This window comes from Streptomyces sp. NPDC058678 (genome assembly GCF_042714835.1).
Classification (GTDB): domain Bacteria; phylum Actinomycetota; class Actinomycetes; order Streptomycetales; family Streptomycetaceae; genus Streptomyces.
This window is the reverse complement of sequence record NZ_JBHXSG010000038.1, coordinates 53906-79268: the sequence shown is the minus strand read 5'-3', so window position 1 is coordinate 79268 and position 25363 is coordinate 53906. Positions and strand designations below refer to the sequence as shown.

Here is a 25363-nt window from a genome sequence, read left to right as displayed (position 1 = left end):
GGGCCGTCCCTCCCAACCGCAGAACAGCCGAAAGGAAGTCCCATTCTCACCCGGCAGACTCCGCCCCCGCTGGCGGAACTCTCCATGCTGGCCTCCCTCGGAACCATGCCCGAGCTGGCCCGCCAACTCTCCGGCCTGGGCGGCTGCACGCACCCTGTCCGTCTCGACGGCCACCGCACCGAATACGCCGTCGACACGACAACCGGCGAGATCGGCCGCGCCCTGCACCACCTCGACTCGACCGCCCTCCCGGCGGGCCAACTCCTCGTCCGCTGCAACAACCGCCGAGCAACCCGCTGCCCGGCCTGTGCCGAGACCTACCGCCGCGACACCTACCACCTGATCACCGCCGGACTACGCGGCGGCAAGGGCACCTCCGACCAGGTCGCCACACACCCCCGCGTCTTCGCCACCTTCACCGCCCCCGGCTTCGGCCCGGTCCACAACCGCCGATCCGACGGACGCCCCTGCCGCTGCGGTGCTCGTCACGACGAGGACGACAACGCGCTGGGTACGCCCCTCTACCCGGACCGGTACGACTACGAAGCGGCCGTGCTCTGGAACGCCCACGCCGGGCTCCTCTGGCGGCGCTTCTCCATCTATCTCCGCCGGGAAGTCGCCAAGCGCGCCGGCCTCACCCAACGCACCTTCCGCGACCACGCACGCATCTCCTTCGCCAAGGTCGCCGAGTACCAAAAGCGCGGAGCCGTGCACTTCCACGCGGTCATTCGCCTCGACGGCCCGGAAGGCGGCGACACCTCACCGCCTGCCTGGGCAACGGCAGAGCTCTTGACGGACGCCATCCAGGCCGCAGCCACCGCCGCCCGCGTCGACGGCCCGACCATCGACGGCCGCGCGCACACCTTCGCCTTCGGCCGCCAACTCGACGTCCGTACGATCCGATCCGCCGACTTCGACAATGGCCAGGAGCTGACCGAACGAGCCGTAGCGGCCTACATCGCCAAGTACGCCACCAAAGGCGCCGAGACGGCGACCGGCACCCTCGACCGCCCGCTCAAGTTCCTCGCCGAGCTCGCCCAGGCACGCATCTCAGAACACGCCGAACGCATGATCCGCGTCGCCTGGAGTCTCGGCGCTCGCCCCGAACTCGCCGAGCTCCGCCTTCGGGCCTGGGCTCACATGCTCGGCTTCCGCGGCCACTTCTCCACCAAGTCCCGCCGCTACTCCACCACCCTCGGCGCACTCCGCAACGCACGAGCCGAATGGCGCCGAGCACAAGCCACCCCGGCGACCGAAACGGCCCCGGAATCGACCCTCGTCCTCTCTCACTGGGTCTTCGCCGGAACCGGGCTCAGCAACGCCGAAGCCTGGCTCGCCGTGTCCCTCGAACCCGCCCCCGGAACGGAAGGAGAACCGACATGGACCACCGTCGCGACGAGCTGATGACTGTTCGTCAAGTCCTGGATGAGCTGGGCGGTGTTTCTCGCCGGACGTTCTACCGCTGGCGTGAGCTCGGATACGGGCCCTCCGCGTTCAAGCTGCCCAACGGGGAGCTCCGGGTGTGGCGGAGTGACTTCACCACGTGGTTGCGGCAGTTGGAGGCTGCAGCGTGAAGTCTCTCGACGTGAAGGTGTGGGCCGTACGCAAGCGCGACACCAAAACGCCCTCGTACGGAGTCCGCTGGTCGGTGGCGGGCAACGTCTTCTCCGACTCCTTCCGTACCAAGGCACTCGCCGATCACTACCGCACGAAGCTGATGCGTGCGATGCGCGACGGCGAGGAGTTCGACACCGAGTCGGGGCTTCCGGCCTCGATGGAAGAGAAGAAGTCGGCCGTGTCGTGGTACGCCTTCGCCCTCAGGTACCTCGCTATGAAGTGGCCCCACGCCGCACCCAATACACGGGACGGCATCAACGAATCGCTCACCAGCGTGACGGTGGAACTCCTCGACGACCGCGCCGGACGTCCGTCCGATGAGGCGCTCCGTAAGGCACTTCGTAACTGGGCCTTCGTCTTGCCGGGGCCTGACGATCGGGAAGTCCCGGACGACGTGCGGAACGTTCTCCACTGGGTGTCCAAAGCCTCTCGACCGCTCGCCGATCTCGCTGAGCCCGCCACGGCTCGCGCGGTCCTCGACTCGCTGAAACTCAAGCTCGACGGCACGGCAGCCGCGGCGGAAACCGTGCGGCGTAAGCGTCGGACGCTGGTCAACGCCGCGAACTACGCGGTCGACCTGGGGGAGCTGCGGGAGAACCCCGTCACGGCGGTCCGCTGGCAGAAACCGAAGGTGTCCAACCAGGTGGACCCGCGCGTCGTCGCCAACCCGGAGCAGGCCCGCAACCTCCTGGCTGCCGTCTCCTATGTGGGCGGATACCGGCGTGCCCGCGGCCGTCGCCTCGTGGGCCTGTTCGCCGCCATGTACTTCGGTGGCCTTCGGCCGGCGGAAGCGGTCGGCCTCGTCGAGACGGACCTGATCCTTCCCGAACGGGGTTGGGGCTCGGCCCTGCTCCACCGGACCCGTCCGTCGGTCGGCAAGCAGTGGACCGACTCGGGGGAGACCCATGACGACCGGGGGCTGAAGAACCGACCGACCGAGGACGTGAGGCGGGTGCCGATCCCGCCACACCTCGTCGCCGTGCTCCGCGAGCATCTGGCCACCTTCGGCACGGCGGACGACGGACGGCTCTTCTTCAGCGAGAAGGGCTCGGTCGTCCCGTCCTCGACGTACTACCGCGTGTGGCAGGAGGCCCGGCTCCTCGCGCTCCCGCCGGCCGTCGCGTCCTCGCCACTCGCGAGTCGGCCGTACGACCTTCGGCACTCGGCGCTCTCGACGTGGCTCAACGCCGGAGTGGACGCCACCGAGGTGGCCGAGCGCGCGGGCAACAGCGTGGAGGTTCTCCTCAGTCGATACGCCAAGTGCCTCGACGGCCGTCAAGAGGTCGCCAACCGCCGTATTGAGGATCTGTTGCGCGAGTACGAGTGATCGCAGACGACGGTAGCTCCGATGCCCCCGGACTTTTCCGGGGGCATCGCCATGCCTTGGCCGAGACCGGCGTTCCTGTCCTCAGGAATTCCGCGCCGGTGGCTCCGGGGTATATGTCGTGCCGGGCCATGAAGCCAGGCACTGCCGTTGCTGTCCGCGTTCGCTGCCGTGTCACCTTCATTTGCGTCGACGGACTGCCCACCGCCCGCTCGAGGGAGCGGGTGATGGCCCCTATCACTCGTTCAGATGCGCCTCTCATGCGCATTACGCGCATGGTGCCCAGAGTTGACCCCGACTTGTTGCGTCTACTTTCAGGGGTAAAGGATCATGCCGACGTTTGTTGCGCTGCTGAACTGGACCGACCAGGGAGTCCGCGGCTACAAGGACACCCCGCAACGCGCCGAAGCCTTCACGGCAGCGGCTCAGAAGCTCGGGGTGAAGGTCCTGAACCTCTTCTGGACCGTCGGCCCGTACGACCTCGTGGCTGTCGTGGAGGCGCCCGACGACGAGACTGCCACCGCAGTGCTCCTACAAGTCGGCGCGTTGGGCAACGTCCGTAGCACGACCCTGCGAGCCTTCGGCCGGGAGGAAATGGACCGCATCATCGCCAAAGCCACCGGCTGAGGGACTTCCACGTCGAGGTTCTGTTGGTACGAGTGACACGCTCAAGGCGGTACCCCCCAAGGCCCCTGGACCTGTCCGGGACCTTGGGGGGACCAGGCATGACCTGCGCTTACGTCCCAAGATCCCGTCCACGCCTCGTCCACAGCCCCCGACATACGCCCGCTCCGAGCGGCATACGCCTGCACATACGCGAAGACCCCGGCCTCAGCGTTTCCGCTGGTGACGGGGTCTTTGGGCACCATATGAAGGGTGCCCCCGGCAGGATTCGAACCTGCGCACACGGCTCCGGAGGGCATGGCTAGAGCGCCCCCGAAGCCTGCTTTGACCTGCACGTATGTCGGAGGCCGCCGACCTGATGCGGGATCTCTATCGCATACCGTGCGCAGAGTCTTGGAGTTGGTCGCCCCTGAGAGTGCCCGTGATGTGGCCGTGCGCGCCTCGACCTCTTCGTCCCGAAGCAATCTTGGTCGTCCTCGGGCCAGGGAGGAACGGTGTGCTGAACTGCGTTGACTGTCCTTGAACGTGCGTGGACGTGCGCCACCGTACGCGGTCGTTGTCACGCAGTTAGACACGCACGCCGTGAGTCGTTGCCAGCCTTCCATGCCACTGGAGTACGGCTGTTGCAACGGCGTCGACCTCTGCTGTAGGTCACGGTGCAGCGCCCTGCAAGGGTGCCCGTGCTGCGTCCCTGCTCATGTCCGCCGACGTCGCTAGCATGGAGCAGTGGCATCTGATGACCTCAACATTGAGGTACCTGGCAGCGGGGCACTCCCCCCAGACGCGCGAAGCGAGCTTGAGATCTGCCTCAAGGAGTTCGGGATTGACGTATTCGATGAGGCCAATAGGCTTGAAGTTAGTTTCCACATAGGCTCTGGGCCACCTGTGATCACGTCCAGTTTGGTTCGCGAAGCCTATCTTTCCGGACGGCGGGGTCACATTCAGAGACCTGTCTCCGTGATGAAACATTTGACGGACGTCATCTCATACGCCGCCGCTGCCGTGGCTGGTGTTTTTGCCGGAAAACTTGACACTCCCGTTGGCTCAATTGGATTTGCCGCTTCGGTACTCATCGGAATCATCGCCTACCTCGCAGGGCGTAAATGATGAATAGTCGGGAGAACGGAATCGACGGTCTTGAGCTCACGGATGATGCAAGGCGAGAGCTCGACACATGGAAAAGGCAAGCTGAAAATGAGCTGATGCTACGCGCCCGCCTTTATGCAGACGGGAGAGGGTCCCGTATTATTGAGCGCCGTGACATTTCCAGCGCGGTCCGCACATTGATGCAGGCTGACCGATCACCCGTTAGAAGGGTGACTGCATCACCGAATACCCCACTGGCTCTAGTCGGGCTCCTCATCTCAATTTTGGGTCTCGCCACACTGGCTTTCTCGGTGCTTCTTTCAGACCTGGAAGTCGCCCGCTACCTGTCTGTAGTTGGTGGCCTTATCGGAGTTTCTGGCCTAGCCTTGATGATTTGGGCGCAGCTCGGAAGGGTGGGTCTAAATAACGAAACATTTCCTCCAAGTTCGCGATCCGTCGAAAATGCAGACGTTGGGGAAGTTCTGGCTGCATGGCGGGACATTGAGACGATGCTCCGCGAAGACGGCCCTTTCGATGAAATAGAGACACGGCGCCAAGGGGTCGCAAACCTAGTGATTTCCTATGCGCAAGAGAATGACCTTGGTGGTGAATTTGTTAGTGAGGTGCGACGGCTCTTGAGGGTTCGGAATCGCCTTGTTCACGGCGGGAATGAGCCATTGCCGCATTCCGAGGTTCTTGAAAACCTGCATGCTGCACAGCGCACCTTGTTGACACTCCACGAAGTCCGAGTCAGGCGCAGAGGATTCGGACCCCAGAACTCACCGGATAGCTAGAGGCGCGAGATATCGGTCCGAGATTCATGATGGAAGGAAGATTCTGTGCCGCACGCCAGTCCCCGAGGTACGTATTTGCAGGTCTCTGAGTCTTTGCGCCAAGAGATCAAAGAGGGCGAAGCTAGTGACACTCTGCCCTCGGAGGCTGCTCTGATGCGTTTGCACGGGGTCTCCCGCAACACGATCCGTCGTGCCCTCAAGGTTCTCGAAGCCGACGGAGTTGTTGAGTCCGCTCCCGGGATCGGGTGGCGCGTCGCTCGGGGTGGCGACCGTCGTTCTCTCGCGGAACGGATGGCCGACGTGATCACAGAGGACTCGCTCTCAGTGGGCGACACGTACCCGTCCGAAGCGAAGCTCTGCGAGCGGTTCGGCGCCTCCCGTACCGCCGTGCGTCGTGTCCTTGCCCAGATGGAGGGAAACGGCCTGCTCGCCACCGTTCACGGCAAGGGGCGAACCGTGCGCGCTCTCCCGACGCCCACCGTCCGGCCGTAGGCTTGGCCGCCATGGGACTGACTGAGTGGGCGTACTCGCTCTCCGAATCGCTGCTGTCCGATCCGCTTCCGCGTCGGTGGGCGCACTCGCTGGGGGTCGCCAAGCGCGCTCGCTCCTTGGGCCCGATCATGGGCGACGACGCCGAGTTGCTGGAAGCCGCCGCGGTGCTGCATGACATCGGTTACTCGCCGACCATCGCCACCACCGGCTTTCACCCGCTGGACGGTGCGCGGTTCCTCCGAGAACAGGAAAAGGCAGACGAGCGGGTCATTCGTCTCGTTGCTCACCACTCCTGCGCCCTGCTGGAAGCCGAGGAACGCGGGCTGAGGCAGGAACTGGAGGGGGAGTTCGAGCTAGAGCGTCCGGACCTGGTCGACGCTCTGCTGTACTGCGACATGACGACGACGCCCGACGGGACACACACCACGCCGGCCGAGCGGCTGGACGAGATCGTGCAGCGGTACGGCCCGGACACGATCGTCGGGCGGTTCATCCAGCGCGCGGCACCCGAGATCCACGCGGCGGCGAAGCGTGTTAACGGCCGGTTGGCGCAGGTCTCTGCCGACAGTCAGCCGATATAGGGCTCTCGCCGCGAGTCGTCGAGACCGTGGCGGATGCGCAGCATCATCGACGGGTGGATGTCCAGTCCGTCAAGGTCCGCTGGGTTGACCCAGCGGACCTCTTTTGACTCGCTGCTTGTGCGCAGGGAACCGCCGATGGGGTGGGCTCGGAAGCAGATGGAGAACTGTTGCCGGACCTCTCCATCGTCGTACGCCAGCACGTGTTCAGGGTCGGTGTAGAGCCCCACGATGCTGTCTACCTCAACGTCAATGCCGGTCTCTTCAGCAACCTCACGGACGACGGTGTCACCGATGCGCTCGCCGATGTCGTGGCCACCGCCGGGCAGTGCCCACAGGTCGTTGTCCGTCTTGTGGATGAGCAGCAACCGCCCCGCGTCGTCTTGGACGACTGCGGTGACCGAGGGCACCACCGAGTTGGCGTGAGGGGCGTTCGGGTCGCGGAAGTAGTCGATGCGACTCATCAGGCAGTGCCTTCCCAATCGGCAGGTGAAGAGATCGGACGGGCCGATTCCCAGACCTTTTCAACGCTCTCAGCGTAGGCGTCGAAGAGCTCACCGCCGGGCACGCGTCTCAGGTGCAGCACAGGGGCCATGTAGGCGCCGACGCCGTAGAGGTGCCCGTTCGCCAGCATCTCGTCATCGGCCCGATAGATCGAGTTGTAGAGGGTCGTACCGTGCAGCCGGAACTCCACCCCAGGGAGACCGAAGAGCGGGCCGTAGTTGATGAGAGCGTTCCGGATCTTGCCTGCCATCGCCGCGCCGATCCCTTCGTCCTCACCGCGCACCGCCACGGCCGGCGAGGTGGGCTCTCCCAGGATGAAGCGGATGGGCACTCCATCGGCTGACTTCTCTTTCACGATGCGGTGGAACGTCGCGTCTTCCGTGAGCCAGAACCCGGAGTACACCAACAGGTCAAACTGACGGGTCGCCTTGGAGTAGAGGTTCGTCCAGAGGGTTTGCATCACGACGGACCGGTGTGGATAGAGCCTGACCAACTCCGCGTTGCCAGAGGCAGTGATCTCCGCTGATGTGCGTTCGTCCGGCCACAGGTACGACACTTCGCACTTCAAAAGCGAGGCTGTCGCGTACTGGAAGCGGCGATATGGCTTGCGCTCAGGCTCGTTGATCCATCGTTCGACCGTCTTGGCCGCGACCCCGAGCCGTTGGGCGACCTCATCGAGCGTCAGGCCCAAGTCCACAATCGCGCCGCGCAGTCGCTCGTTCGCCACGTCCAACCTCCGCCTTGTTGGGATGACTTGGTACGACTTCACAGTAGCCAAGAACGACCTGAGCCGTACATCCGCGAAGTCGATCGTCGTCGGCGCCGACGCCAGTCTGTAGGTACATCGAGCGCGAGGGGCTCGCAGAACTCAAACAGCCGAAGGGCTTGACGAGGCGAACTCCTCTCTGCAAGATGAGGAACACGTAATACATGTTCCTCTTGCTCGGATCGCTCAGCGACCGAGCGAGCACGACAACTCCACAGCGTGATCCACCGCAGATACGACGGCCGTGACGACTCCGGCCGAGGCGAGTGGAGACCAGTCGGTCATCTCCCGTCAGGGACACGTGCCGACTCAAAAGAACGGATCTGCCCAAGGGCACCCACGCCGCGCGAAGAGACCGAGATGCGATTCCTCGGAAGAGCGGGACTGAGGCACAGATCCATATCGCGTACGACGGGCCGTCACCTCCCGCAAAAGGCGTCCAGCGCGGCTCAGGCCCGCGCACCTCTTCACCTAGACCATTCCGCCGCACCTGGTGCGGCGGCCGGTTGCCTGATCCGCATCTCTCGCAGGTGCGGTGAGGGGGAGCCGGGATCGTCTCGGACCTCCACGACTTGAGGGGGAACCTCCATGCTGCTCGCCATCGGTGACGTTGTCCGTATCCGCAGCACCAAGGCGCTGGGCACGGTGGCTGGCGTCGCCAGTCACCGCGTCGGGAACGTGGTCGACGTCCAGATGAACGGCAACACGCTGCGGCCGGTGAGGCCGCAGGACATCGAGTTGGTGGCTCGCGGCTTCAAGCCGATGACCGCCGGCCGCGCGGTGGCCACCCTGCTGTTCTTCCTGCTCGGCATCGCGTCCGCGGTCGCCAACTGCGTCTATGTGCGAGACCTGGGCGCCAACTGGGCCATGGTCACCTTCGTGGCCTTCACCTCGGTCACCGCCGTGACCGGCGGCCTGATCAACCTGTTCAACCGCCCGCGCCGGGTCCACATCTGACCCCACCGCCACGCCCTGCGGGGCGGTCGCCTCTCGCCAAAGACCGCGACCGCCCCGCGTCCCATCGACATCAGGAGTTCTGTCATGCGTATGTACGTCGGCCGTCAACAGGCCATCTCTCCCGAGGACTTCGCGGAACTGGCGCTCGGTACCCCGGTTGAGCTGTGGCTCGGGGTCGAGGGCGAGACGGACGAAGAGCGCGCGGCCCGTCTGGACGCGGCGCGCGACATCCTCGCCGACGACCCGGACTTTCCCGACGACCTGGTCCGCATGGCCGCTCAGGTCATCGAGGAGAACCCGGACCTGTTCGACGTCGTCCCCATGGCCCGCCCCGCCCGCCGTCGCACGGCGCGCAAGGGGGCGGCGGCATGAGTGACGCGCTGACGCTGGACGATCTGGCCGTGCCGCTGCGCGGGCTGCGCTTGCTGGCTGCGGACTTCGGGCACCTGTCGGCACCGTCGGTGCAGGTGTCCAGCGTCTACCCGGAGCGGTTGGAGCTGACGTTCTACGATGACCTGCCCGGCTTCGAGGCGTGGCGGGAGGCCCTGGGGATCGCCCCGGACGCTGTGACCTACCGCGAGCAGAGCGACGGCCGGACGCGCGTCCTGCGTACGACCGTCGACTACGCGGGCGCGGTGGTCCGTCTGACTGGCTACGCGGACATCGTCGCCCCGGTGTTGGTCGGGGGTGCGGCATGACGAGCGTGCAGACCATCGAGTCTTCGGCCGTGCCGCCGCTGACCCGCCCGGAGATGGGGCTCGCCGGTATCGGCGCGCTCGGCGCGGCCGGCGTCGGCGCGCTCGGCCTGATCTCTTCCTTCGACGCCGTCTCCGAGGCTGCGGCCCGCTGGGGTTTCGGCGAGCCGTGGATGCTGCCGGTCGGGATCGACGTGTCCATTCCCGTGTTCACCGTCGCCAACCTGTTGTTGATCCGGATGGATATGGCGCTCGCGTGGGTGCGGTTCGTGCCCTGGGTCCTCACGCTGATCACGTGCGGGCTGAACATCGCGGCCGGACACTCCCTGTCGGCGAAGGTGGCGCACGGCACGATGCCGCTGCTGTGGGTGGTGTTCTCCGAGATCGGCGCGCACATCTACGCCGTGCGGATCGGCGCGGCCACTGGTCGCCGCATGGAGAAGATCCGGTTCTCCCGCTGGCTGTTGGCGTTCCCGTCCACGTTCGCGCTGTGGCGTCGTATGACGCTGTGGGAGGTCACCTCCTACTCCGAGGCGCTGACGCGGGAGAAGGTACGGCAGTTGGCCCGCGCGGACCTGCGCGAGCGCTACGGCCGCAAGTGGCGGACGAAGACCCCGCGGCGCGAGCGCGTGATACTGCGCATGGGCGACCTTGCCCCCGCCACCGACCAGGAGACACCCGCACAGCCCCCGGCGGAGACCCCGCCGGCGCCCCCGGTCGACGCCAAGCCGCGCCCGCGCCGCCGGACCCCCGCCAAGGGCAAGACCAAGGCACAGCGCACCTTCGAGGAGCTGCTGACCGAGGCGCGCACGGTCACCGCGGAGTGGAAGGACGCGGAGTTGACCGCGGACCGCATCCGCACGGCGGTGCACGTCTCGCAGGCCAACGCCCGCACGCTGCGTGACGCGTTGAAGTCCGAGCGCGCCGACGGTCGCCCTCTGCACTCCGTGGACGACGCGGAGGGCGAGGAGTCCGAGGCTGAGGCAGCCTGATGCCCGCGGCATTCGGCAAGTGCTACGACCCGACCGGCGCCCGCCACGGCATCCCCACCTACCCGTGGCGCTACGCCCCCGACGGACTCGCCACGCGCCGCCAACTGCGTGCCCGTGGCTTACGTCCGGGCGGTCAGCCGATCGCGGCTCAGGTGCTGCGCCCGCGCTACCGGCGCGGCCCGCTGGTCGCCTACCTCTACCGCGTTGACCGCGCCAAGCCGGTCCGACCGATGACGCCCGGCAAGCGGGCCGCGCTCGCCAAGGCGATGTGCGCCCGCCGTACCTGTCCGCAGTGCCGCACGGATGCGGGATACGTCATCCCCACCTCGCTCGGCATGTGCGTGCCCTGCGCCTACCCCGAGGAACAGCGCGCCGCCTGAACACCCCTGCACCACGATCCGGCGGGGTCCGTCCGCCCACCTCCTACAGCGACGGCCGGACCCCGCCTTTCCTCCCCTTGGAAGGGACTTTCAGTGAAGCACCCCGACGACGAGAACGAACTCTTCAACCGACTCGAAGCCGACATGGCGGCCGACTCCGGGGGCGAGGTAGTCGACCTCGACAAGGCACGGTCGGCCCGCGACCAGTCGGCCGACCCGACCACCCGACCCGACTCCGACCCGTCGGCAGACTCCGCGCCGGACCGGTCGGGTACCGAGTCGGGTGACCCGACCGCCCGCGCGATGGTCGACCTGCCGACCGTCAAGGCGGCCGGTCCGGGCTACCTCGGTCGGCTCGCGGGCGCACAGCGCCGTGCGGTCGTTCCGGCGTGGCTGCGCTCGCTGGCCGAGCTGCGGACCGCTGCCGCGTGGGTGGCGCGCCACTACGCCCACTCGGTCGGCTATCACGCGCTGCGCTCCCCGGTCTACGCCGCACGGCTCACGTTTCAGGCGCCGTCCGGTGCCGCGCGGTTCGTGGGCGGCACCCTGCGGTGGATGGCCGACCGCGAGGGCGAGCCGGTCCGACTCGCCGCGGTCCGGCGCGAGGACGCAGCCGAGTACCTGAAGCTGTCGCGGCAGCGCGACGGACGCGTCCGACTCCGCACCCTGGTCGCCGTGCTCGCGATGTTCATCGGGCTCGGCTCTGCGCTCGCCATCTACGTGCTCGCCCCCGACTGGCTTCAGACCCTGTCGGTCGGCGCGGTCGTGATGGCGCTTGGGGCCGCCGGCCGCCGTGCGGATGACCCGGTCATCCACCGTGCAGTGGAGCTGCCCAAGGCAGTGAAGCTGACCAGTGACATCGTGCTGCGGGCGCTCGGCTCGCTCGGCATCCCCGCCATCAACCAGGCGCAGGGCAAGGGCCGCGATGGCTTCGAGTTCACCGCCCCGATCACGCGTGACGGTCCGGGGTGGCGTGCGGAGGGCAACCTCCCGTACGGCGTGACGGTCACGGACGTCATCGAGCGTCGCGACCGGCTCGCGTCCGGTCTGCGTCGGCCGTTGGGCTGCGTGTGGCCCGAGGCAGTACCGAACGAGCACACCGGGCATCTCGTGCTGTGGGTCGGCGATCAGGACATGTCGACCTCCCGCAAGCCCAAGTGGCCGCTGCTGACCAGCGGCAGCGTCAACCTGTTCAAGCCCGTCGCCTACGGCACCGACCAGCGCGGACGCTGGGTCGAGGTCACCCTGATGTACATCGCGGGCATCATCGGCGCCATCCCGCGCATGGGTAAAACCTTCCTGCTCCGCCTGCTCCTGCTCATCGCCGCGTTGGACCCGCGGGCGGAGCTGCACACGTACGACATGAAGGGCACCGGTGACCTGGACCCGGTCGGCAATGCCGTCTCGCACCGGCACGCCGCGGGCGACGATGACGACGCCATCGAGTACTGCCTGAACGACTTCCGGGCGCTGCGCGAGGAACTGCGCCGCCGTACCAAGGTGATCCGCTCGCTTCCGCGGGACATCTGCCCGGAGTCGAAGGTGACCAGCGAACTCGCCGACAAGCGCTCCCTTGGCCTGCACCCCATCGTGATCGGGGTGGACGAGTGCCAGGTGCTGTTCGAGCACCCCAAGCACAAGGACGAGTTCGAGGAGATCGCCACCGACCTGGTCAAGCGCGGTCCGGCCACCGGCATCGTGCTGCTGCTCGCCACGCAGCGCCCGGACGCCAAGGCGCTGCCCACGGGCATCTCCGCGAACGCGTCGGCGCGTTGGTGCCTGAAGGTCATGGGGCAGTTGGAGAACGACATGGTGCTCGGCACGTCTGCGTACAAGCGCGGGGTGCGCGCGACCATGTTCAGCTGGGGTGACAAGGGCATTCACTACTTCATCGGTGAAGGCTCCGACGCCCGGATCGTGGGCTCCGTGTACGTGGACGGCCCCGGGGCCGACAGCATCGCCGCCCGCGCCCGCACGGCGCGCGAGAAGGCGGGACTGCTGTCCGGCTACGCGCTCGGGGAAGAGCCGGAAACCGTGGCGAGCGCGTACGACCTGCTCGCCGACATCCTCGCCGTGATCCCCGTCAAGGAGACCAAGGTGTGGTCGGAAACCGTCGTCGCGCGGCTCGCCGAACTGCGCCCCGAGGTCTACGACGGATGGGAGCCCGAGACCCTCGCCGCGGCCCTGAAGCCGCGCGGCCTGTCCACGATCCAGGTGGGCCGCCGGGTGGACGGCAAGGTCGTCAACCGGCGCGGCGTCGACCGCTCCCACATCACGGCCGCGATTGCGGAGCGTGACGGAAAGCGGGACGCGGGCTGACCATCTCGGGCCGCTAGCGCTAGCGGCACACCCCGCTAGTGTTAGCGGCCCGCTTAGCGCCCCAAACCAGCTCTGATCAGGTCGCTAGCGCATAGCGGCCCACCTGCGGAAACCCCTGAAACCCGCCCCGGAGGGCCTGTCATGACCCCTGTCCTGCTCGCTATCACGCTCCTTCTCGGCGTGACTCTGTGTTACGTCGCTGTGTGTGCTGCCTCGCCGTTCGGCAACTGCCGCAAGTGCAACGGCTGGGGCTTCCAGATGAAGACCGACCGCAAGGGCCGCCAGAAGCGCGGCAAGGACTGCCGCCGCTGCAAGGCCACCGGCAAGCGCATACGCGTCGGCCGCTGGCTCTACAACCGCTGGGCCCGCATCTACCGCGCGGGCACCGACACCCCGCGCCCGGAGGGCTCGCGATGATCCTCGACATTTCCGCCGTGCTGCTGTTCGGTGCCGCGTCCGCCCTCGCGGTCAAGACCAAGTCCGCCGGAGGGGGCGCGGCCATCGTGCTGTTCCTCTTCGGGTTCTTCGCCGCGGGGACCGGCGCGTACGAACCCATCCACAACCTCGTGCAGGCATGCGCCGGCGCCCTCAGCGACCTCGGCTGACAGGAGGCCCGATCGTGAACGAACCCGTCAAGCCCCTCATGCCCGGCTGTCGTGAGGCGGCCGTGGAAGTCCACCGGCCCACTCCGCTCGCCCCGATGCCGTCGGCGCCGGTCGTACCGGTGCAGCCGGGCACGATCCCGGCGGTGACGAGCATCGTTCTGCCGGACGGCCGCGTCGTCACCGGCTACACCCTCGAACCCGCCAAGCCCGAACCCGTCGCGGCCAAGCCGCCCGTCTCGCGCGCGGCGGTGAACATCGCCCTCGGGGGCATCGGCTTCGGCGCGGTGTGCGGCGGGCTGTTCCTGCTGACCGCGTTCATCACCGCCCTGACCGCGCTGATCACTCAGCTCATCACCCTCGCCGCCGTGATCTTCGGCGGATGGGTCGCCGTGCAGGTCTTCAGCGCGAGCGGCCACAGGGGCGGCAACACCTTCAACATCCGCAAGGCCGTGTTCAAGCGCAACCACTTCCACGGCTAGACGTGGCTGGGGCGGTCGCCTCTCGCCAAAGACCGCGACCGCCCCGGTTCTCCGTCCCTTCGACAGAAACAGGAGAACTCCAGCATGACACCTGACCGCAAGACCCCGTGCCCCCGCGCCACGAACCCCCAGGACGGTGACCACCTGTGCACCGCGCTGGAGTTGGCTGCGGCCGGCGTGCCGGTGCTGCCCCTGCGGGAAGGCAAAGTGCCGTTCGGGAACTGCCGGACGTGTGCCAAGAACGCCTGTGGCGGGCGGCCGAACATGAAGAGCGCGGGCCCCTGCCACTGCCCCGGCGTGTGCCACGCGTGGGCCGCCGCCACCACCGTCCCCGACGTCATCGCCTCCCCTGCGTGGGTGGCGGCATGGCGTCAGGCCGTATGCGTCGGCTACCACCCCGGCGGGGCGGGGCTGACCGTGGTGGACCTCGACAACGCGGCGGCCGTCGCGTGGGCACACGAGACACTGCCGGTCACGCGCACGGTGGCGACGACGCGCGGCGAGCACTGGCTGTACCAGGGCGTTATGCCGTCGCACAACGCGGTCCGGTCGGGCGTGGACATCAAGTCGCTCATGTCCTACGCACGTTGGCTTGGACCCGGCAATGGCCGCATGGCCACTCTGCCGCTTGTCGTCCTCGCCCTGGTCGTGAAGGAAGAGACCACCCCCGCCCCGGGGGAGGTGGTTTCTTCCCTCCGCGAGCGCGCCACATGGGATCGGACGGTGGCCACCGGCTGCCGCCACACCGAGCAGTACATCCGCACCGGTCTCGAACGCGGCCTCGCTCTCGTGCGCGCCCGCACCGAATCCGGGGCCGCCTCACAGGCGTTCGGTGTCGCCCGGTTCCTGGGAGCGCAGCACGCACAGTGCCCCGGACCGTGCGGACTGGACGCCATCGGCTCGCAGATCGTCGCCGCGGCCGTCTCCGTCGGCGTGCCCGAGGACTACGCCCGCCGCGCGGTCGCCAACGGTCTCCAGACGGCCGAGAGGAGCGCGGCGTGACCATTAAGCCCCGAACTCCCCCCAAAGAGTCGCAGAACGCCGTACAGCGCCCATCACGGACGGCCGTAGGCGACCGAAGGAGCGTCGCCGAAGGCGTCCGCACTGCCGTTGGTCCTGACCCGCACAGGGACGACGGCCGCCGCCCGCTGTTGAACCCCCTCGAAGGGAGGGCAGCCTCATGACCACAAAGCCTGTGGACAGCCCCGACCTGTGGGCCGGACTGTCCGCCCTGGAAGAGCCCCCCGCGCCCGTGTGGGAGGACCCCGTTCCCCTCGCCGGACCGCGCAAGCTCACCGCGTTCCCCGTGGGCTCGCTGCCGGGTTGGCTGCAAGAGTTCGTGGCCGCGGTCGCCGAGGAGACACAGACCCCCGTCGACCTCGCCGGATGCATCGCCCTGTCGGTGCTCGCCACGGCGGCCGGCGGACGGTCGGTCGTGCAGGTACGCGGGCACTGGCGCGAGCCCACCAACCTCTATGTTGTCGTCTCGCTGCCGCCCGCCAACCGGAAGTCCGCCGTGTTCGGGCTGCTCACCGACCCGCTGTATGAGGCGGAACAGCAACTGCGCACGCTCATCCAACCGGCCATCGTGGAAGCCGAGATGACCGCCCGTCTCGCCAAGGAGGCGGCCGACAAGGCCACCGCCAAGGCGGCATCCGCGAGCGCGGACGAGCGTGACGAGATGGTGGCCACCGCGATCGCGCTGGCGCAGACCGCGGACAGCGTGAGCGTGCCGGTCAAACCGCAGTTGCTCGCCGACGACACCACAGCGGAGACGGTCACCTCGCGGATGGCGGAGCAGGGCGGCCGGATCTCCGTCATGTCGGCAGAGGGCGACATCTTCGACATCATCGCCGGACGCTACTCCGGCAAGCCAAACATGGGGGTCTTCCTCAAAGGCCACGCCGGCGACCGTCTCAAGGTCGACCGGCAGACCCGTGAGGAATACATCGAACACCCCGCCCTCACCATGGGGTTGTGCGTGCAGCCGCAGGTCTTGGACGACATCGGGCGGCAGGACGGATTCAAGGGCCGCGGCCTGCTCGGCAGGTTCCTCTACTCGGTTCCCGAGTCGCTGGTCGGCAGCCGCAAGATCGAACCCGACCCCATCCCGGAACAGGTGATGGAGACCTACCGGCGCCATGTCCTGGACCTGACGCTGTTCCTCGCCGAGTGGACCGATCCCGCTCTCATCCAGCTCACCCCCGAGGCGGTCGCCACCCTCACCGCCTTTCAGGCGCGAGTGGAACCGATGTTGGAAGCCCGCGGCGGGATCATGGGGCAGATCGGCGATTGGGGCGGCAAGTTGGTCGGCGCCACCGCCCGCATGGCCGCCCTGCTCCACCTCGCCGAACACCTCACCAAGGGGCACACGGTGCCCGTGGCGGAAGCGACCGTGCGCGACGCGATCGCGCTGGCTGAGTACTTCATCAGTCACAGCCTCGCCGCGTTCGACTCGATGGGCGCGGACCGGATCGCCGAGAGGGCCCGCACCGTGCTGGAAGCGCTGCGCACCCATGGGTGGCGCGAGGTCAGCAAGCGGGACCTGATGGTCAAGCTCTCGCGCTCCGAGTTCCGCACGGCCAACGACTTGGACCCCGTGTTGGCCCTGTTGGAAGACCACGGCTACGTGCGCGCCCAAGCTGTCCAGCGGACCGGAGGACGCGGCCGGCCGCCTTCCCCCCGCTACCTGGTCCACCCCCGCCTGCCCGACCCGACCGCCTGACCCCCGCCACAGAAACCACAGAATCACAGAAATACCCCCGCCGAGCCCCTGACCAGCAAAGACAGCCCTGTCAGGGGCTCGCGGTGTGCTGCCACAGAAACGAACCGAGAAGCCACAGAAATAAGCGAGCACCGGCCACACCGGTCCGGCCGCCTATTTCTGTGGAGCTTTCCGCGATTTCTGTGGCAGCCCCCACAGCGCGGCATCGCCGCAGGTCAGCCCACCAATCCAGGGTTTCTGTGTATTTCGTGGTTTCTGTGGCGGCTCTCGGCTGGTCCCACCACCTTCCCTTGCCCTCTCGCCCAAGGAGGAGTCGTGGCCAAGCCCCGCGACGAGATGCTGACCATCCCCGAAGTGATCGAAGAGATAGGCGTACCGCGAGCGACGTTCTACCGCTGGCGGCAGTACAAGAAGGGCCCGAAGTCCATCAAACTCCCGAACGGCGCGGTGCGAATCCGGCGGTCCGAACTGAGTCGGTGGCTCCAGACGCTGGAGGAGAGCGCGTGACGAAGGACACCGACAGTGGGGCCGAGCAGAACAACCGCTCGGCCCCGGACGGGTTTTCTCTCGATATCCGCCTGTGGAAGGTGTCTAAGGCGCAGAGCAAGACCCGTCCATACCAACTCCGTTGGAAAGTCGGAGGAAAGGTCAGTAGCGCAACCTTCGCCACGGTGGCGCTCGCAGAGAGCCGCAGATCTGAACTATGGCAGGCAATGCGCCGTGGCGAGGCATTCCGCATCACGGACGGTCTGCCTGAATCCGAGGTACGGGCCGAAGTCAGTGCGGAGCAAGCCCGCGAGGAACTGCCCTGGTTCGCGTTCTGCCGCGAGTACATGGCGATGCGCTGGCCGACCGCCGCGGCCAAGACCCGTGAGGGCATCGCCGATGGGCTCGCCGCCGTGACGCTGGCTCTGGTAGAGCAGGAACAGAAAATGCCGTCACCGGAAGAGCTACGTCTCGCCTTCCGGTGGTCGGTCATTCCCAAGAACGCCGAACTTGACCCGCCGGAGGAACTTGAAGACGCCTACGGGTGGATCTCCAAGAAATCGCTTCTCGTCTCCTCACTGGAAGACCCGAAGATTCTTCGCGATGTTCAGTATCGGATCTCCTTCAAACTGGATGGAACCCCCGCGGCGGGGGAGACCTCCCGTCGCCGTCGGCGCGCGCTCAACACCGCAGTTGAATACGCCATCGAGCGCAAGCTTCTGACGGAGAATCCACTCACCGCTATCAAGAGGGTGAAGAGTGCTTCATCGGACCGTGTGGACCCCCGCGTTCTCGTGAACAAGACGCAGGCTGCTCAACTCCTTGCCTCGGTCTCGTACGTTGGGACATGGGACCGCAAGAAGGGTCGGCGCCTGGTGGGCTTCTATGCGGTCATGTACTTCGCGGGGCTCCGCCCGAGTGAGGCAGTGGGCCTCAGCAAGGCTGATTGCTTCCTCCCGGAGAAGGGGTGGGGAGTTCTGACACTTCACGACACGCACCCCGTGTCGGGCAAGCAGTGGACAGACAGCGGAGAGCGCCACGACAAGCGCGGCCTGAAGTCGAGGGAGGCCAAGGAAGACCGGCCGGTCCCGATCCCCCCGCCGCTCGTGGCCATGCTCCGCGCCCACGTGAAGGAGTTCGGCACGGCCAAGGATGGGCGGCTCTTCACGAACGAGCGGGGCGGTCTCGTGGGCAGCAGTACCTATTGGCGCGTGTGGAGGGACGCTCGGGAGTACGCGTTCTCGCCGGACCTGCAGGCGTCCATCCTCGGGGGGCGACCGTACGACCTGCGGCACACCTGCATCACGACGTGGCTGAACGCCGGCGTGCCCGTGGCCGAGGTCGCCCGTCGGGTCGGCAACTCACCCGAGGTGATCCACCGCGTCTACGAGGGGTGTATCTACGGCCAGGAGGAGGCCATGAACAAGAAGATCGAAAAGGAACTCGACTGGGAGGGGGAGGACGACCCCGAGGCGTAGCCGCGCTCTATCGCAGGTCTATCGCGATCAGCGCGCAACAACGACAAAGAGCCGGACTCAGTGAGACTGGGTCCGGCTCTTCACTCATGGCATCCGCCCTGGTCAGCGCATGATCTGTGCTGGTTGTAGGCGAGTGCCCCCGGCAGGATTCGAACCTGCGCACACGGCTCCGGAGGCCGTTGCTCTATCCCCTGAGCTACGGGGGCGTGTCGGCTGCGGTGTTCGCGGCGACGGGTAGAACCCTACCAGCTCCGTTGGGGTGTTCATGAACGGTTTTGCGGGGTCAGGCCGGTCGGGCACGGGCTTGCGGGGTGGTCCGGTCGTTGCCGCGGAGGGAAGGGGCGCCCGCACAGGGTGGAAGTGGGGAAAACCCGGACGCGGTGGCCGGTCCGGACCTACTCTCGAGTTGTGCCAGGCGCGTCGGGCCGGGTGCTTGTTGTGGACGACAACAAGGTCATCCGGCAGCTGATCAGGGTCAATCTCGAGCTGGAGGGCCTCGAGGTCGTGACCGCGGCCGATGGTGTCGAGTGTCTGGATGTCGTTCATCAGGTGCGCCCCGATGTGGTCACCCTTGATGTCGTCATGCCTCGGTTGGACGGACTGCGGACGGCCGCCCGGTTGCGGGACGACCCGCGCACCAGTGACCTCCCCCTCGCCATCGTCAGTGCCTGTACGCAGTACGAGGTCGAGGCCGGGCTGGATGTCGGCGTCGACGCGTTCCTCGCCAAGCCCTTCGAGCCTGCCGAACTCGTGCGGATCGTACGGGAGTTGATCGAGCGGAAGCAGAGTCGGCAGCCCGGGGAAGCCGCAGGGGGAGCGGACGGGATGGTGTTTGGGAGTGTCCTCGGCGGCGAGGCCGAGCGGGCCGGCCGAAGCGGCGGCTGACCCCCACCTACCCGGCGCACACCCCCACCGGCACCCCGCCCGACGCTCCCCACGTAGCCCCGCACCGCACCCCGCACCCGTCACACCCCGGCCCAACAATCCCCAAGCAACCCCGCACCCGGCGCCCCCCGCCCAACGGGCCCACGCGACTCCGCACACCCCGGCCCAACAATCCCCAAGCAACCCTGCACCCAGCACATCCCGGCACCCCCGCGCCCAATACGCCCCCGGCACCCCCGCGCGCCCCCCGGACAACACCGCCCGACCACCCCACCCCGTCCACATCCCGGACCCCCGCACAAACCGACTCGCCTACCCACCCCCCTCCTCCCCTACGCTTGTCCCGTGACCCCCGTCGAGCTCTCCCGTACCGTGCTGCGCGCGGTGCGTCGTGCTGTCGACGAGGGGGAGCTGAGCGTGACGGTGCCGGGGCGGGCCGTGGTGGGTGTGCCTGGGCCCGGTGGTTGTGGTGACTACGCCACCAACATCGCTCTTCAGCTCGCCCGCCCGGCCGGACAGCCGCCGCAGCGCGTCGCCGAGATCCTCCGGTCGTATCTGCTCGACCTCGATACGGCCGAGGTCGCGGACGTCGTCGTCACCGGGCCCGGGTTTCTCAACATCAGCCTGCGGAGCACGTCGTCCGCTGCGCTGGTCGAGGAGATTGTGAGGCGCGGGCAGTGGTACGGGTACGCCGACGGGCCCACCGGACAGGTCGTCCAGCTGCACGCCCCTCATGAGGTCCGTGCCGTCGTGGTGATGGATGTCGTCGCCCGGCTGCTGCGCTCCCAGGGGGCGCTCGTGCGTACCAGCTGCGAGGCGCGTCCCGAGTCGGCGTGGGTGGATGTCCTCGGCGTGCGGGTCGACGCGTACGGCAGGCCCGGCGCGTCGGCGCCCCTCGACGTCGACGTACGCCCCGTCCCCGTGGCCGCCGACCCCGTTCCCCTCGGCCGGGACGCCGCCCGGTGGGCCCTGCTGCTCCCCGCCGCCCACGACCGGCCCCGCATCAGCGACGACCATCTAGTCCAGCGTGAGGGCAACCCCCTCTTCCGCGTCCGCTACGCCCACGCCCGTACCCGGGCCCTGAGTCGTAACGCCGCCGACCTGGGCTTCACCCCTGAGCCCGGCCCTCTTGCCGACGCACGCCCTCTCCCCGAGCCCGGCCCTCTCCTCGACGCACCCCACCTCCCCGAGGCGCCCCCCCTCCTCGCCGCCCTGAGCGACCACCCCCGCGTCCTGGCCCACGCCGCAGCACACCGTGCCCCGGACCGTCTCGCCCGGCACCTCGTCACCGTCGCCGATGCCGTGCTCCCCTTCCTTCCCGTCGTCCTGCCGCGTGGCGCGGAGAAACCCTCGGCCGCCCACCGTGCCCGGCTGGCACTCGCCGAAGCCGCCGGGACGGTGCTGGCCGGCGGCCTGTCCCTGCTCGGTATCGACGCACCCGATCACCTCTGAGGAAGCACCGAACACGTCATGAGCCGTTCCGCACACCCCGCCGGGCCCCGTCACGCCGATGTCCTCCCCGAGGGCCACTACTCGGCCCCGCCCGCAGACCTCAACACCCTCGACCCCAAGGTGTGGGCGCAGACCGTCACCCGCGACCAGGACGGCGTCGTCACCGTCGGCGGCATCGACGTGAAGGCCCTCGCCGAGGAGCACGGCACCCCCGCCTACGTCATCGACGAGACCGACTTCCGGGCCCGAGCGCGCGCCTGGCGCAGTGCCTTCGGTACCGACGCCGATGTCTTCTACGCCGGCAAGGCCTTCCTCTCCCGCGCCATCGTCCGCTGGCTGCACGAGGAAGGGCTCAATCTCGACGTCTGCTCGGGCGGCGAGCTCGCGACCGCCCTCTCCGCCGGTATGCCCGCCGACCGCATCGCCTTCCACGGCAACAACAAGTCGACGGAGGAGATTCACCGGGCCATCGAGGCGGGCGTCGGACGTATCGTTCTCGACTCGTTCCAGGAGATCGTCCGCGTCGCCCACATCGCGCAGTCCCTGGGCAAGCGGCAACGGGTGCAGATCCGTATCACCGTCGGCGTCGAGGCCCACACCCACGAGTTCATCGCCACCGCCCACGAGGACCAGAAGTTCGGCATTCCGCTTGCCGGGGGCCAGGCCGCCGAGGCCGTACGCCGCGCCCTCCGGCTTGACGGGCTCGAACTCATCGGGATCCACAGCCACATCGGGTCGCAGATCTTCGACATGTCCGGGTTCGAGGTCGCCGCCCACCGTGTCGTCGGGCTGCTGAAGGAGGTGCGTGACGAGCACGGGGTCGAGCTGCCCGAGATCGACCTCGGTGGCGGTCTCGGCATCGCCTACACCAGCGACGACGACCCCCGCGAGCCCCACGAGATCGCCAAGGCGCTGACCGAGATCGTCACCCGTGAGTGCGAGGGCGCCAAGCTGCGCACGCCTCGCATCTCCGTCGAGCCGGGACGCGCCATCGTCGGCCCGACCGCCTTCACGCTCTACGAGGTCGGCACCATCAAGCCCCTGGACGGGCTGCGTACGTACGTCTCCGTCGACGGTGGCATGTCCGACAACATCCGTACCGCGCTGTACGACGCCGAGTACAGCGTCGCTCTCGTCTCGCGCACCTCCGACGCGGCGCCGATGCTCGCCCGCGTCGTCGGCAAGCACTGCGAGAGTGGTGACATCGTGGTGAAGGACGCGTTCCTGCCGGCCGACCTGGCACCGGGTGACCTGATCGCCGTACCGGCCACGGGTGCCTACTGCCGGTCCATGGCCAGCAACTACAACCACGTGCTGCGCCCGCCGGTCGTCGCGGTCCACGACGGCGAGTCCCGGGTGATCGTCCGCCGTGAGACGGAGGAGGACCTGCTGCGCCTCGATGTGGGGTGAGCACCCCGGAAAACAGGGGGTGGAAGATCTCCTGTCTTCCCGCCCCGTACAAATGAAATCGATGTCTCACGATCCGGACATGGGATAGAAACTCCCGTCCGGTGAGTGAGACTGGTCCCACCGTGACGGTATGAGGAAACGAGGTCGGATGATGCGTACGCGTCCGCTGAAGGTGGCGCTGCTGGGCTGTGGAGTGGTCGGCTCAGAGGTGGCGCGCATCATGACGACGCACGCCGACGACCTCGCCGCGCGGATCGGTGCGCCCGTGGAGCTCGCCGGTGTGGCCGTACGACGGCCCTCCAAGGTCCGCGAAGGCATCGACCCCGCCCTCGTCACCACCGACGCCACCGCCCTCGTCAAGCGCGGTGACATCGACGTGGTCGTCGAGGTCATCGGCGGTATCGAGCCCGCTCGCACCCTCATCACCACCGCCTTCGAGCACGGCGCCTCCGTCGTCTCCGCGAACAAGGCCCTCCTCGCCCAGGACGGCGCCGACCTTCACGCGGCGGCGGAGGCGAACAACAAGGACCTCTACTACGAGGCCGCCGTCGCCGGTGCCATCCCGCTGATCCGGCCGCTGCGCGAGTCCCTCGCCGGCGACAAGGTCAACCGGGTGCTCGGGATCGTCAACGGGACCACGAACTTCATCCTCGACAAGATGGACAGCACGGGCGCGGGTTATCAGGAGGCCCTCGACGAGGCCACCGCCCTCGGGTACGCCGAGGCCGACCCGACCGCCGACGTCGAGGGTTTCGACGCCGCCGCCAAGGCCGCCATCCTCGCCGGGATCGCCTTCCACACGCGCGTGCGTCTCGACGACGTGTACCGCGAGGGCATGACGGAGGTCACAGCAGCCGACTTCGCCTCCGCGAGGGAGATGGGCTGCACCATCAAACTGCTCGCCATCTGCGAGCGGGCGGAGGACGGCGGATCCGTCACCGCGCGCGTGCATCCCGCGATGATTCCGCTGACCCACCCGCTCGCCTCCGTGCGCGGCGCGTACAACGCCGTGTTCGTCGAGTCCGACGCCTCGGGGCAGCTGATGTTCTACGGCCCCGGCGCCGGCGGCGCCCCCACCGCCTCCGCCGTCCTCGGCGATCTGGTGGCGGTCTGCCGCAACCGGCTCAACGGCGCCACCGGCCCCGGTGAGTCCTCGTACGCCGCGCTGCCCGTGTCGGGCATGGGCGCGGTCGTCACGCGCTACCACATCAGCCTCGACGTGGCGGACAAACCGGGTGTTCTCGCCCAGGTCGCCACCGTGTTCGCCGAGCACGGTGTCTCGATCGATACCGTTCGCCAGCAGGGGAAGGACGGCGAGGCCTCTCTCGTCGTCGTCACGCACCGAGCGTCCGACGCCGCCCTGGGCGGCACCGTCGAGGCGTTGCGCAAGCTCGACACCGTGCGTGGTGTCGCCAGCATCATGCGGGTTGAAGGAGAGTAACCAGCAATGACCCACCAGTGGCGCGGAATCATCGAGGAGTACCGGGACCGGCTGCCGGTGTCCGACACCACTCCGGTCGTGACGCTCCGCGAGGGCGGCACGCCCCTCGTGCCCGCGCAGGTGCTCTCCGAGCGCACCGGCTGCGAGGTCCACCTCAAGGTGGAGGGCGCCAACCCCACCGGGTCCTTCAAGGACCGCGGCATGACCATGGCCATCACGCGGGCCAAGGAGGAGGGCGCGAAGGCGGTCATCTGCGCCTCCACCGGCAACACGTCCGCGAGTGCCGCCGCGTACGCCGTGCGCGCCGGGATGGTCTGCGCCGTCCTGGTCCCGCGGGGCAAGATCGCGCTCGGCAAGATGGGGCAGGCGCTCGTGCACGGCGCCAAGATCCTCCAGGTCGACGGCAACTTCGACGACTGCCTCACCCTCGCTCGCGCGCTGAGCGACAACTACCCCGTGTCGCTGGTGAATTCGGTCAACCCGGTGCGTATCGAGGGCCAGAAGACGGCCGCGTTCGAGATCGTGGACATGCTCGGGGACGCACCCGACATCCACGTCCTGCCGGTCGGCAACGCGGGCAACATCACGGCGTACTGGAAGGGCTACAAGGAGTACGCCGCCGACGGCATCGCCACCAGGACCCCCCGCATGTGGGGTTTCCAGGCGTCCGGCAGTGCCCCGATCGTGCGCGGCGAGATCGTCAAGGACCCGTCGACCATCGCTACCGCCATCCGGATCGGCAACCCCGCGTCCTGGCAGTACGCCCTGGCGGCGCGGGACGAGTCCGGCGGCTTCATCGACGAGGTGACGGACCGTGAAATCCTGCGTGCCTACCGGCTGTTGGCCGCTCAGGAGGGTGTGTTCGTCGAGCCGGCCTCCGCCGCGTCGGTGGCCGGCCTGCTGAAGGCCGCCGAACAGGGCAAGGTCGACCCGGGGCAGCAGATCGTGTGCACCGTCACCGGAAACGGCCTCAAGGACCCCGACTGGGCCGTCGCCGGTGCCCCGCAGCCGGTCACCGTCCCGGTCGACGCGGCCACCGCGGCCGAGCGCCTCGGCCTCGTCTGACCTGCGCGACAACCTCTGGGATCGGGTAATCCCCAGAGAAGGTGCACAGGGGGCTTACGACACGCATCGTGCGCCTCCTGTGCGCCCTATGTCGCCACGGAACCTTCCTTCGATAGGCTGTACCGAACCCGCCCGCCGCATATGCCTCCGCATATGGCCGGGTGCCGCGCCGTCTCCGCGGCCCGGAAGCGGTCCCCAGGGTCCTCACA

27 protein-coding genes and 1 tRNA gene are annotated in these 25363 nt (G+C 68.0%); 25 read left to right on the top strand and 3 right to left on the bottom strand.

Going from position 1 to position 25363, the window contains the following annotated elements; all coding sequences use genetic code 11:
- Positions 1-84: 84 nt before the first annotated feature.
- From ACFWWR_RS30040 to ACFWWR_RS30010, 7 genes are all read left to right on the top strand, one after another.
- Positions 85-1404 (top strand): replication initiator, encoded by a 1320-nt coding sequence (locus ACFWWR_RS30040; protein WP_384306393.1) that lies wholly within the window; start codon positions 85-87, stop codon positions 1402-1404.
- On the top strand, positions 1380-1574 hold the full coding sequence (locus ACFWWR_RS30035; protein ID WP_384306391.1) for a helix-turn-helix transcriptional regulator: 195 nt from the start codon (positions 1380-1382) through the stop codon (positions 1572-1574). Before ACFWWR_RS30040 ends, ACFWWR_RS30035 begins: the two co-directional genes overlap by 25 nt.
- The gene (locus ACFWWR_RS30030) at positions 1571-2944 is read left to right on the top strand and encodes a tyrosine-type recombinase/integrase (protein ID WP_384306388.1); all 1374 of its coding nucleotides are present in this window, start codon (positions 1571-1573) and stop codon (positions 2942-2944) included. Before ACFWWR_RS30035 ends, ACFWWR_RS30030 begins: the two co-directional genes overlap by 4 nt.
- A 327-nt stretch (positions 2945-3271) precedes the next feature.
- A complete protein-coding gene (locus ACFWWR_RS30025; RefSeq protein ID WP_150483021.1) occupies positions 3272-3568 on the top strand; it encodes a GYD domain-containing protein in 297 nt (98 codons plus the stop codon).
- Between the two features lie 723 nt (positions 3569-4291).
- Positions 4292-4672: a hypothetical protein gene (locus ACFWWR_RS30020; protein ID WP_384306385.1), complete on the top strand. Its 381-nt coding sequence runs from the start codon at positions 4292-4294 to the stop codon at positions 4670-4672.
- A gap of 818 nt (positions 4673-5490) precedes the next feature.
- On the top strand, positions 5491-5937 hold the full coding sequence (locus ACFWWR_RS30015) for a GntR family transcriptional regulator (RefSeq protein ID WP_384306382.1): 447 nt from the start codon (positions 5491-5493) through the stop codon (positions 5935-5937).
- Positions 5938-5948: 11 nt separating this feature from the next.
- On the top strand, positions 5949-6518 hold the full coding sequence (locus ACFWWR_RS30010) for an HD domain-containing protein (RefSeq protein WP_384306380.1): 570 nt from the start codon (positions 5949-5951) through the stop codon (positions 6516-6518).
- Here the strand turns inward: ACFWWR_RS30010 and ACFWWR_RS30005 are convergent.
- The gene (locus ACFWWR_RS30005; RefSeq protein WP_384306377.1) at positions 6506-6979 is read right to left on the bottom strand and encodes an NUDIX domain-containing protein; all 474 of its coding nucleotides are present in this window, start codon (positions 6977-6979) and stop codon (positions 6506-6508) included. The genes ACFWWR_RS30010 and ACFWWR_RS30005 overlap by 13 nt on opposite strands.
- Positions 6979-7746, bottom strand: coding sequence for a helix-turn-helix domain-containing protein (locus ACFWWR_RS30000; RefSeq protein ID WP_384306374.1), 768 nt, complete (start codon positions 7744-7746; stop codon positions 6979-6981). Before ACFWWR_RS30000 ends, ACFWWR_RS30005 begins: the two co-directional genes overlap by 1 nt.
- 627 nt (positions 7747-8373) lie before the next feature.
- Here ACFWWR_RS30000 and ACFWWR_RS29995 point away from each other — a divergent pair.
- The 13 genes from ACFWWR_RS29995 to ACFWWR_RS29935 all read left to right on the top strand — a co-directional run bounded on the left by ACFWWR_RS29995 (position 8374) and on the right by ACFWWR_RS29935 (position 18901).
- Entirely contained in the window at positions 8374-8742 is a 369-nt protein-coding gene (locus ACFWWR_RS29995; RefSeq protein ID WP_384306371.1) for a hypothetical protein, read from the top strand.
- A gap of 84 nt (positions 8743-8826) precedes the next feature.
- Entirely contained in the window at positions 8827-9114 is a 288-nt protein-coding gene (locus ACFWWR_RS29990) for a hypothetical protein (protein WP_384306368.1), read from the top strand.
- Positions 9111-9440, top strand: a complete 330-nt coding sequence (locus ACFWWR_RS29985; protein WP_384306365.1) for a hypothetical protein — start codon at positions 9111-9113, stop codon at positions 9438-9440. The genes ACFWWR_RS29990 and ACFWWR_RS29985 overlap by 4 nt, the downstream gene beginning before the upstream one ends.
- Complete coding sequence (locus ACFWWR_RS29980) at positions 9437-10429, top strand: DUF2637 domain-containing protein (RefSeq protein ID WP_384306362.1); 993 nt, start codon at positions 9437-9439, stop codon at positions 10427-10429. Before ACFWWR_RS29985 ends, ACFWWR_RS29980 begins: the two co-directional genes overlap by 4 nt.
- A complete protein-coding gene (locus tag ACFWWR_RS29975; protein ID WP_384306359.1) occupies positions 10429-10809 on the top strand; it encodes an RRQRL motif-containing zinc-binding protein in 381 nt (126 codons plus the stop codon). Before ACFWWR_RS29980 ends, ACFWWR_RS29975 begins: the two co-directional genes overlap by 1 nt.
- A gap of 93 nt (positions 10810-10902) precedes the next feature.
- Positions 10903-13128 (top strand): cell division protein FtsK, encoded by a 2226-nt coding sequence (locus ACFWWR_RS29970; protein WP_384306357.1) that lies wholly within the window; start codon positions 10903-10905, stop codon positions 13126-13128.
- 141 nt (positions 13129-13269) lie between these two features.
- Positions 13270-13545: a hypothetical protein gene (locus ACFWWR_RS29965; RefSeq protein ID WP_384306354.1), complete on the top strand. Its 276-nt coding sequence runs from the start codon at positions 13270-13272 to the stop codon at positions 13543-13545.
- Positions 13542-13733 (top strand): hypothetical protein, encoded by a 192-nt coding sequence (locus ACFWWR_RS29960; RefSeq protein WP_384306351.1) that lies wholly within the window; start codon positions 13542-13544, stop codon positions 13731-13733. The genes ACFWWR_RS29965 and ACFWWR_RS29960 overlap by 4 nt, the downstream gene beginning before the upstream one ends.
- 38 nt (positions 13734-13771) lie before the next feature.
- Positions 13772-14212, top strand: a complete 441-nt coding sequence (locus ACFWWR_RS29955) for a hypothetical protein (protein ID WP_384306445.1) — start codon at positions 13772-13774, stop codon at positions 14210-14212.
- Between the two features lie 84 nt (positions 14213-14296).
- Positions 14297-15214, top strand: a complete 918-nt coding sequence (locus tag ACFWWR_RS29950) for a bifunctional DNA primase/polymerase (protein WP_384306348.1) — start codon at positions 14297-14299, stop codon at positions 15212-15214.
- A gap of 178 nt (positions 15215-15392) precedes the next feature.
- Entirely contained in the window at positions 15393-16937 is a 1545-nt protein-coding gene (locus ACFWWR_RS29945) for a YfjI family protein (protein WP_384306346.1), read from the top strand.
- A gap of 315 nt (positions 16938-17252) precedes the next feature.
- A complete protein-coding gene (locus ACFWWR_RS29940; protein WP_101400676.1) occupies positions 17253-17444 on the top strand; it encodes an AlpA family transcriptional regulator in 192 nt (63 codons plus the stop codon).
- Positions 17441-18901, top strand: coding sequence for a tyrosine-type recombinase/integrase (locus tag ACFWWR_RS29935; RefSeq protein ID WP_384306343.1), 1461 nt, complete (start codon positions 17441-17443; stop codon positions 18899-18901). Before ACFWWR_RS29940 ends, ACFWWR_RS29935 begins: the two co-directional genes overlap by 4 nt.
- A 134-nt stretch (positions 18902-19035) precedes the next feature.
- Here the strand turns inward: ACFWWR_RS29935 and ACFWWR_RS29930 are convergent.
- Positions 19036-19107, bottom strand: a tRNA-Arg gene (locus tag ACFWWR_RS29930).
- A 154-nt stretch (positions 19108-19261) separates the two neighbouring features.
- On the opposite strand from ACFWWR_RS29930, the gene ACFWWR_RS29925 reads away from it, so the two are divergent.
- From ACFWWR_RS29925 to thrC, 5 genes are all read left to right on the top strand, one after another.
- On the top strand, positions 19262-19786 hold the full coding sequence (locus ACFWWR_RS29925; RefSeq protein ID WP_384306340.1) for a response regulator: 525 nt from the start codon (positions 19262-19264) through the stop codon (positions 19784-19786).
- 345 nt (positions 19787-20131) lie between these two features.
- Positions 20132-21238: an ArgS-related anticodon-binding protein NrtL gene (gene nrtL, locus ACFWWR_RS29920; protein ID WP_384306337.1), complete on the top strand. Its 1107-nt coding sequence runs from the start codon at positions 20132-20134 to the stop codon at positions 21236-21238.
- 18 nt (positions 21239-21256) lie between these two features.
- Positions 21257-22648, top strand: a complete 1392-nt coding sequence (gene lysA / locus ACFWWR_RS29915) for a diaminopimelate decarboxylase (protein WP_383866957.1) — start codon at positions 21257-21259, stop codon at positions 22646-22648.
- A gap of 148 nt (positions 22649-22796) precedes the next feature.
- On the top strand, positions 22797-24089 hold the full coding sequence (locus ACFWWR_RS29910) for a homoserine dehydrogenase (RefSeq protein WP_383866955.1): 1293 nt from the start codon (positions 22797-22799) through the stop codon (positions 24087-24089).
- Between the two features lie 6 nt (positions 24090-24095).
- Complete coding sequence (thrC, locus tag ACFWWR_RS29905; RefSeq protein ID WP_383866953.1) at positions 24096-25154, top strand: threonine synthase; 1059 nt, start codon at positions 24096-24098, stop codon at positions 25152-25154.
- Positions 25155-25363 lie beyond the last annotated feature (209 nt).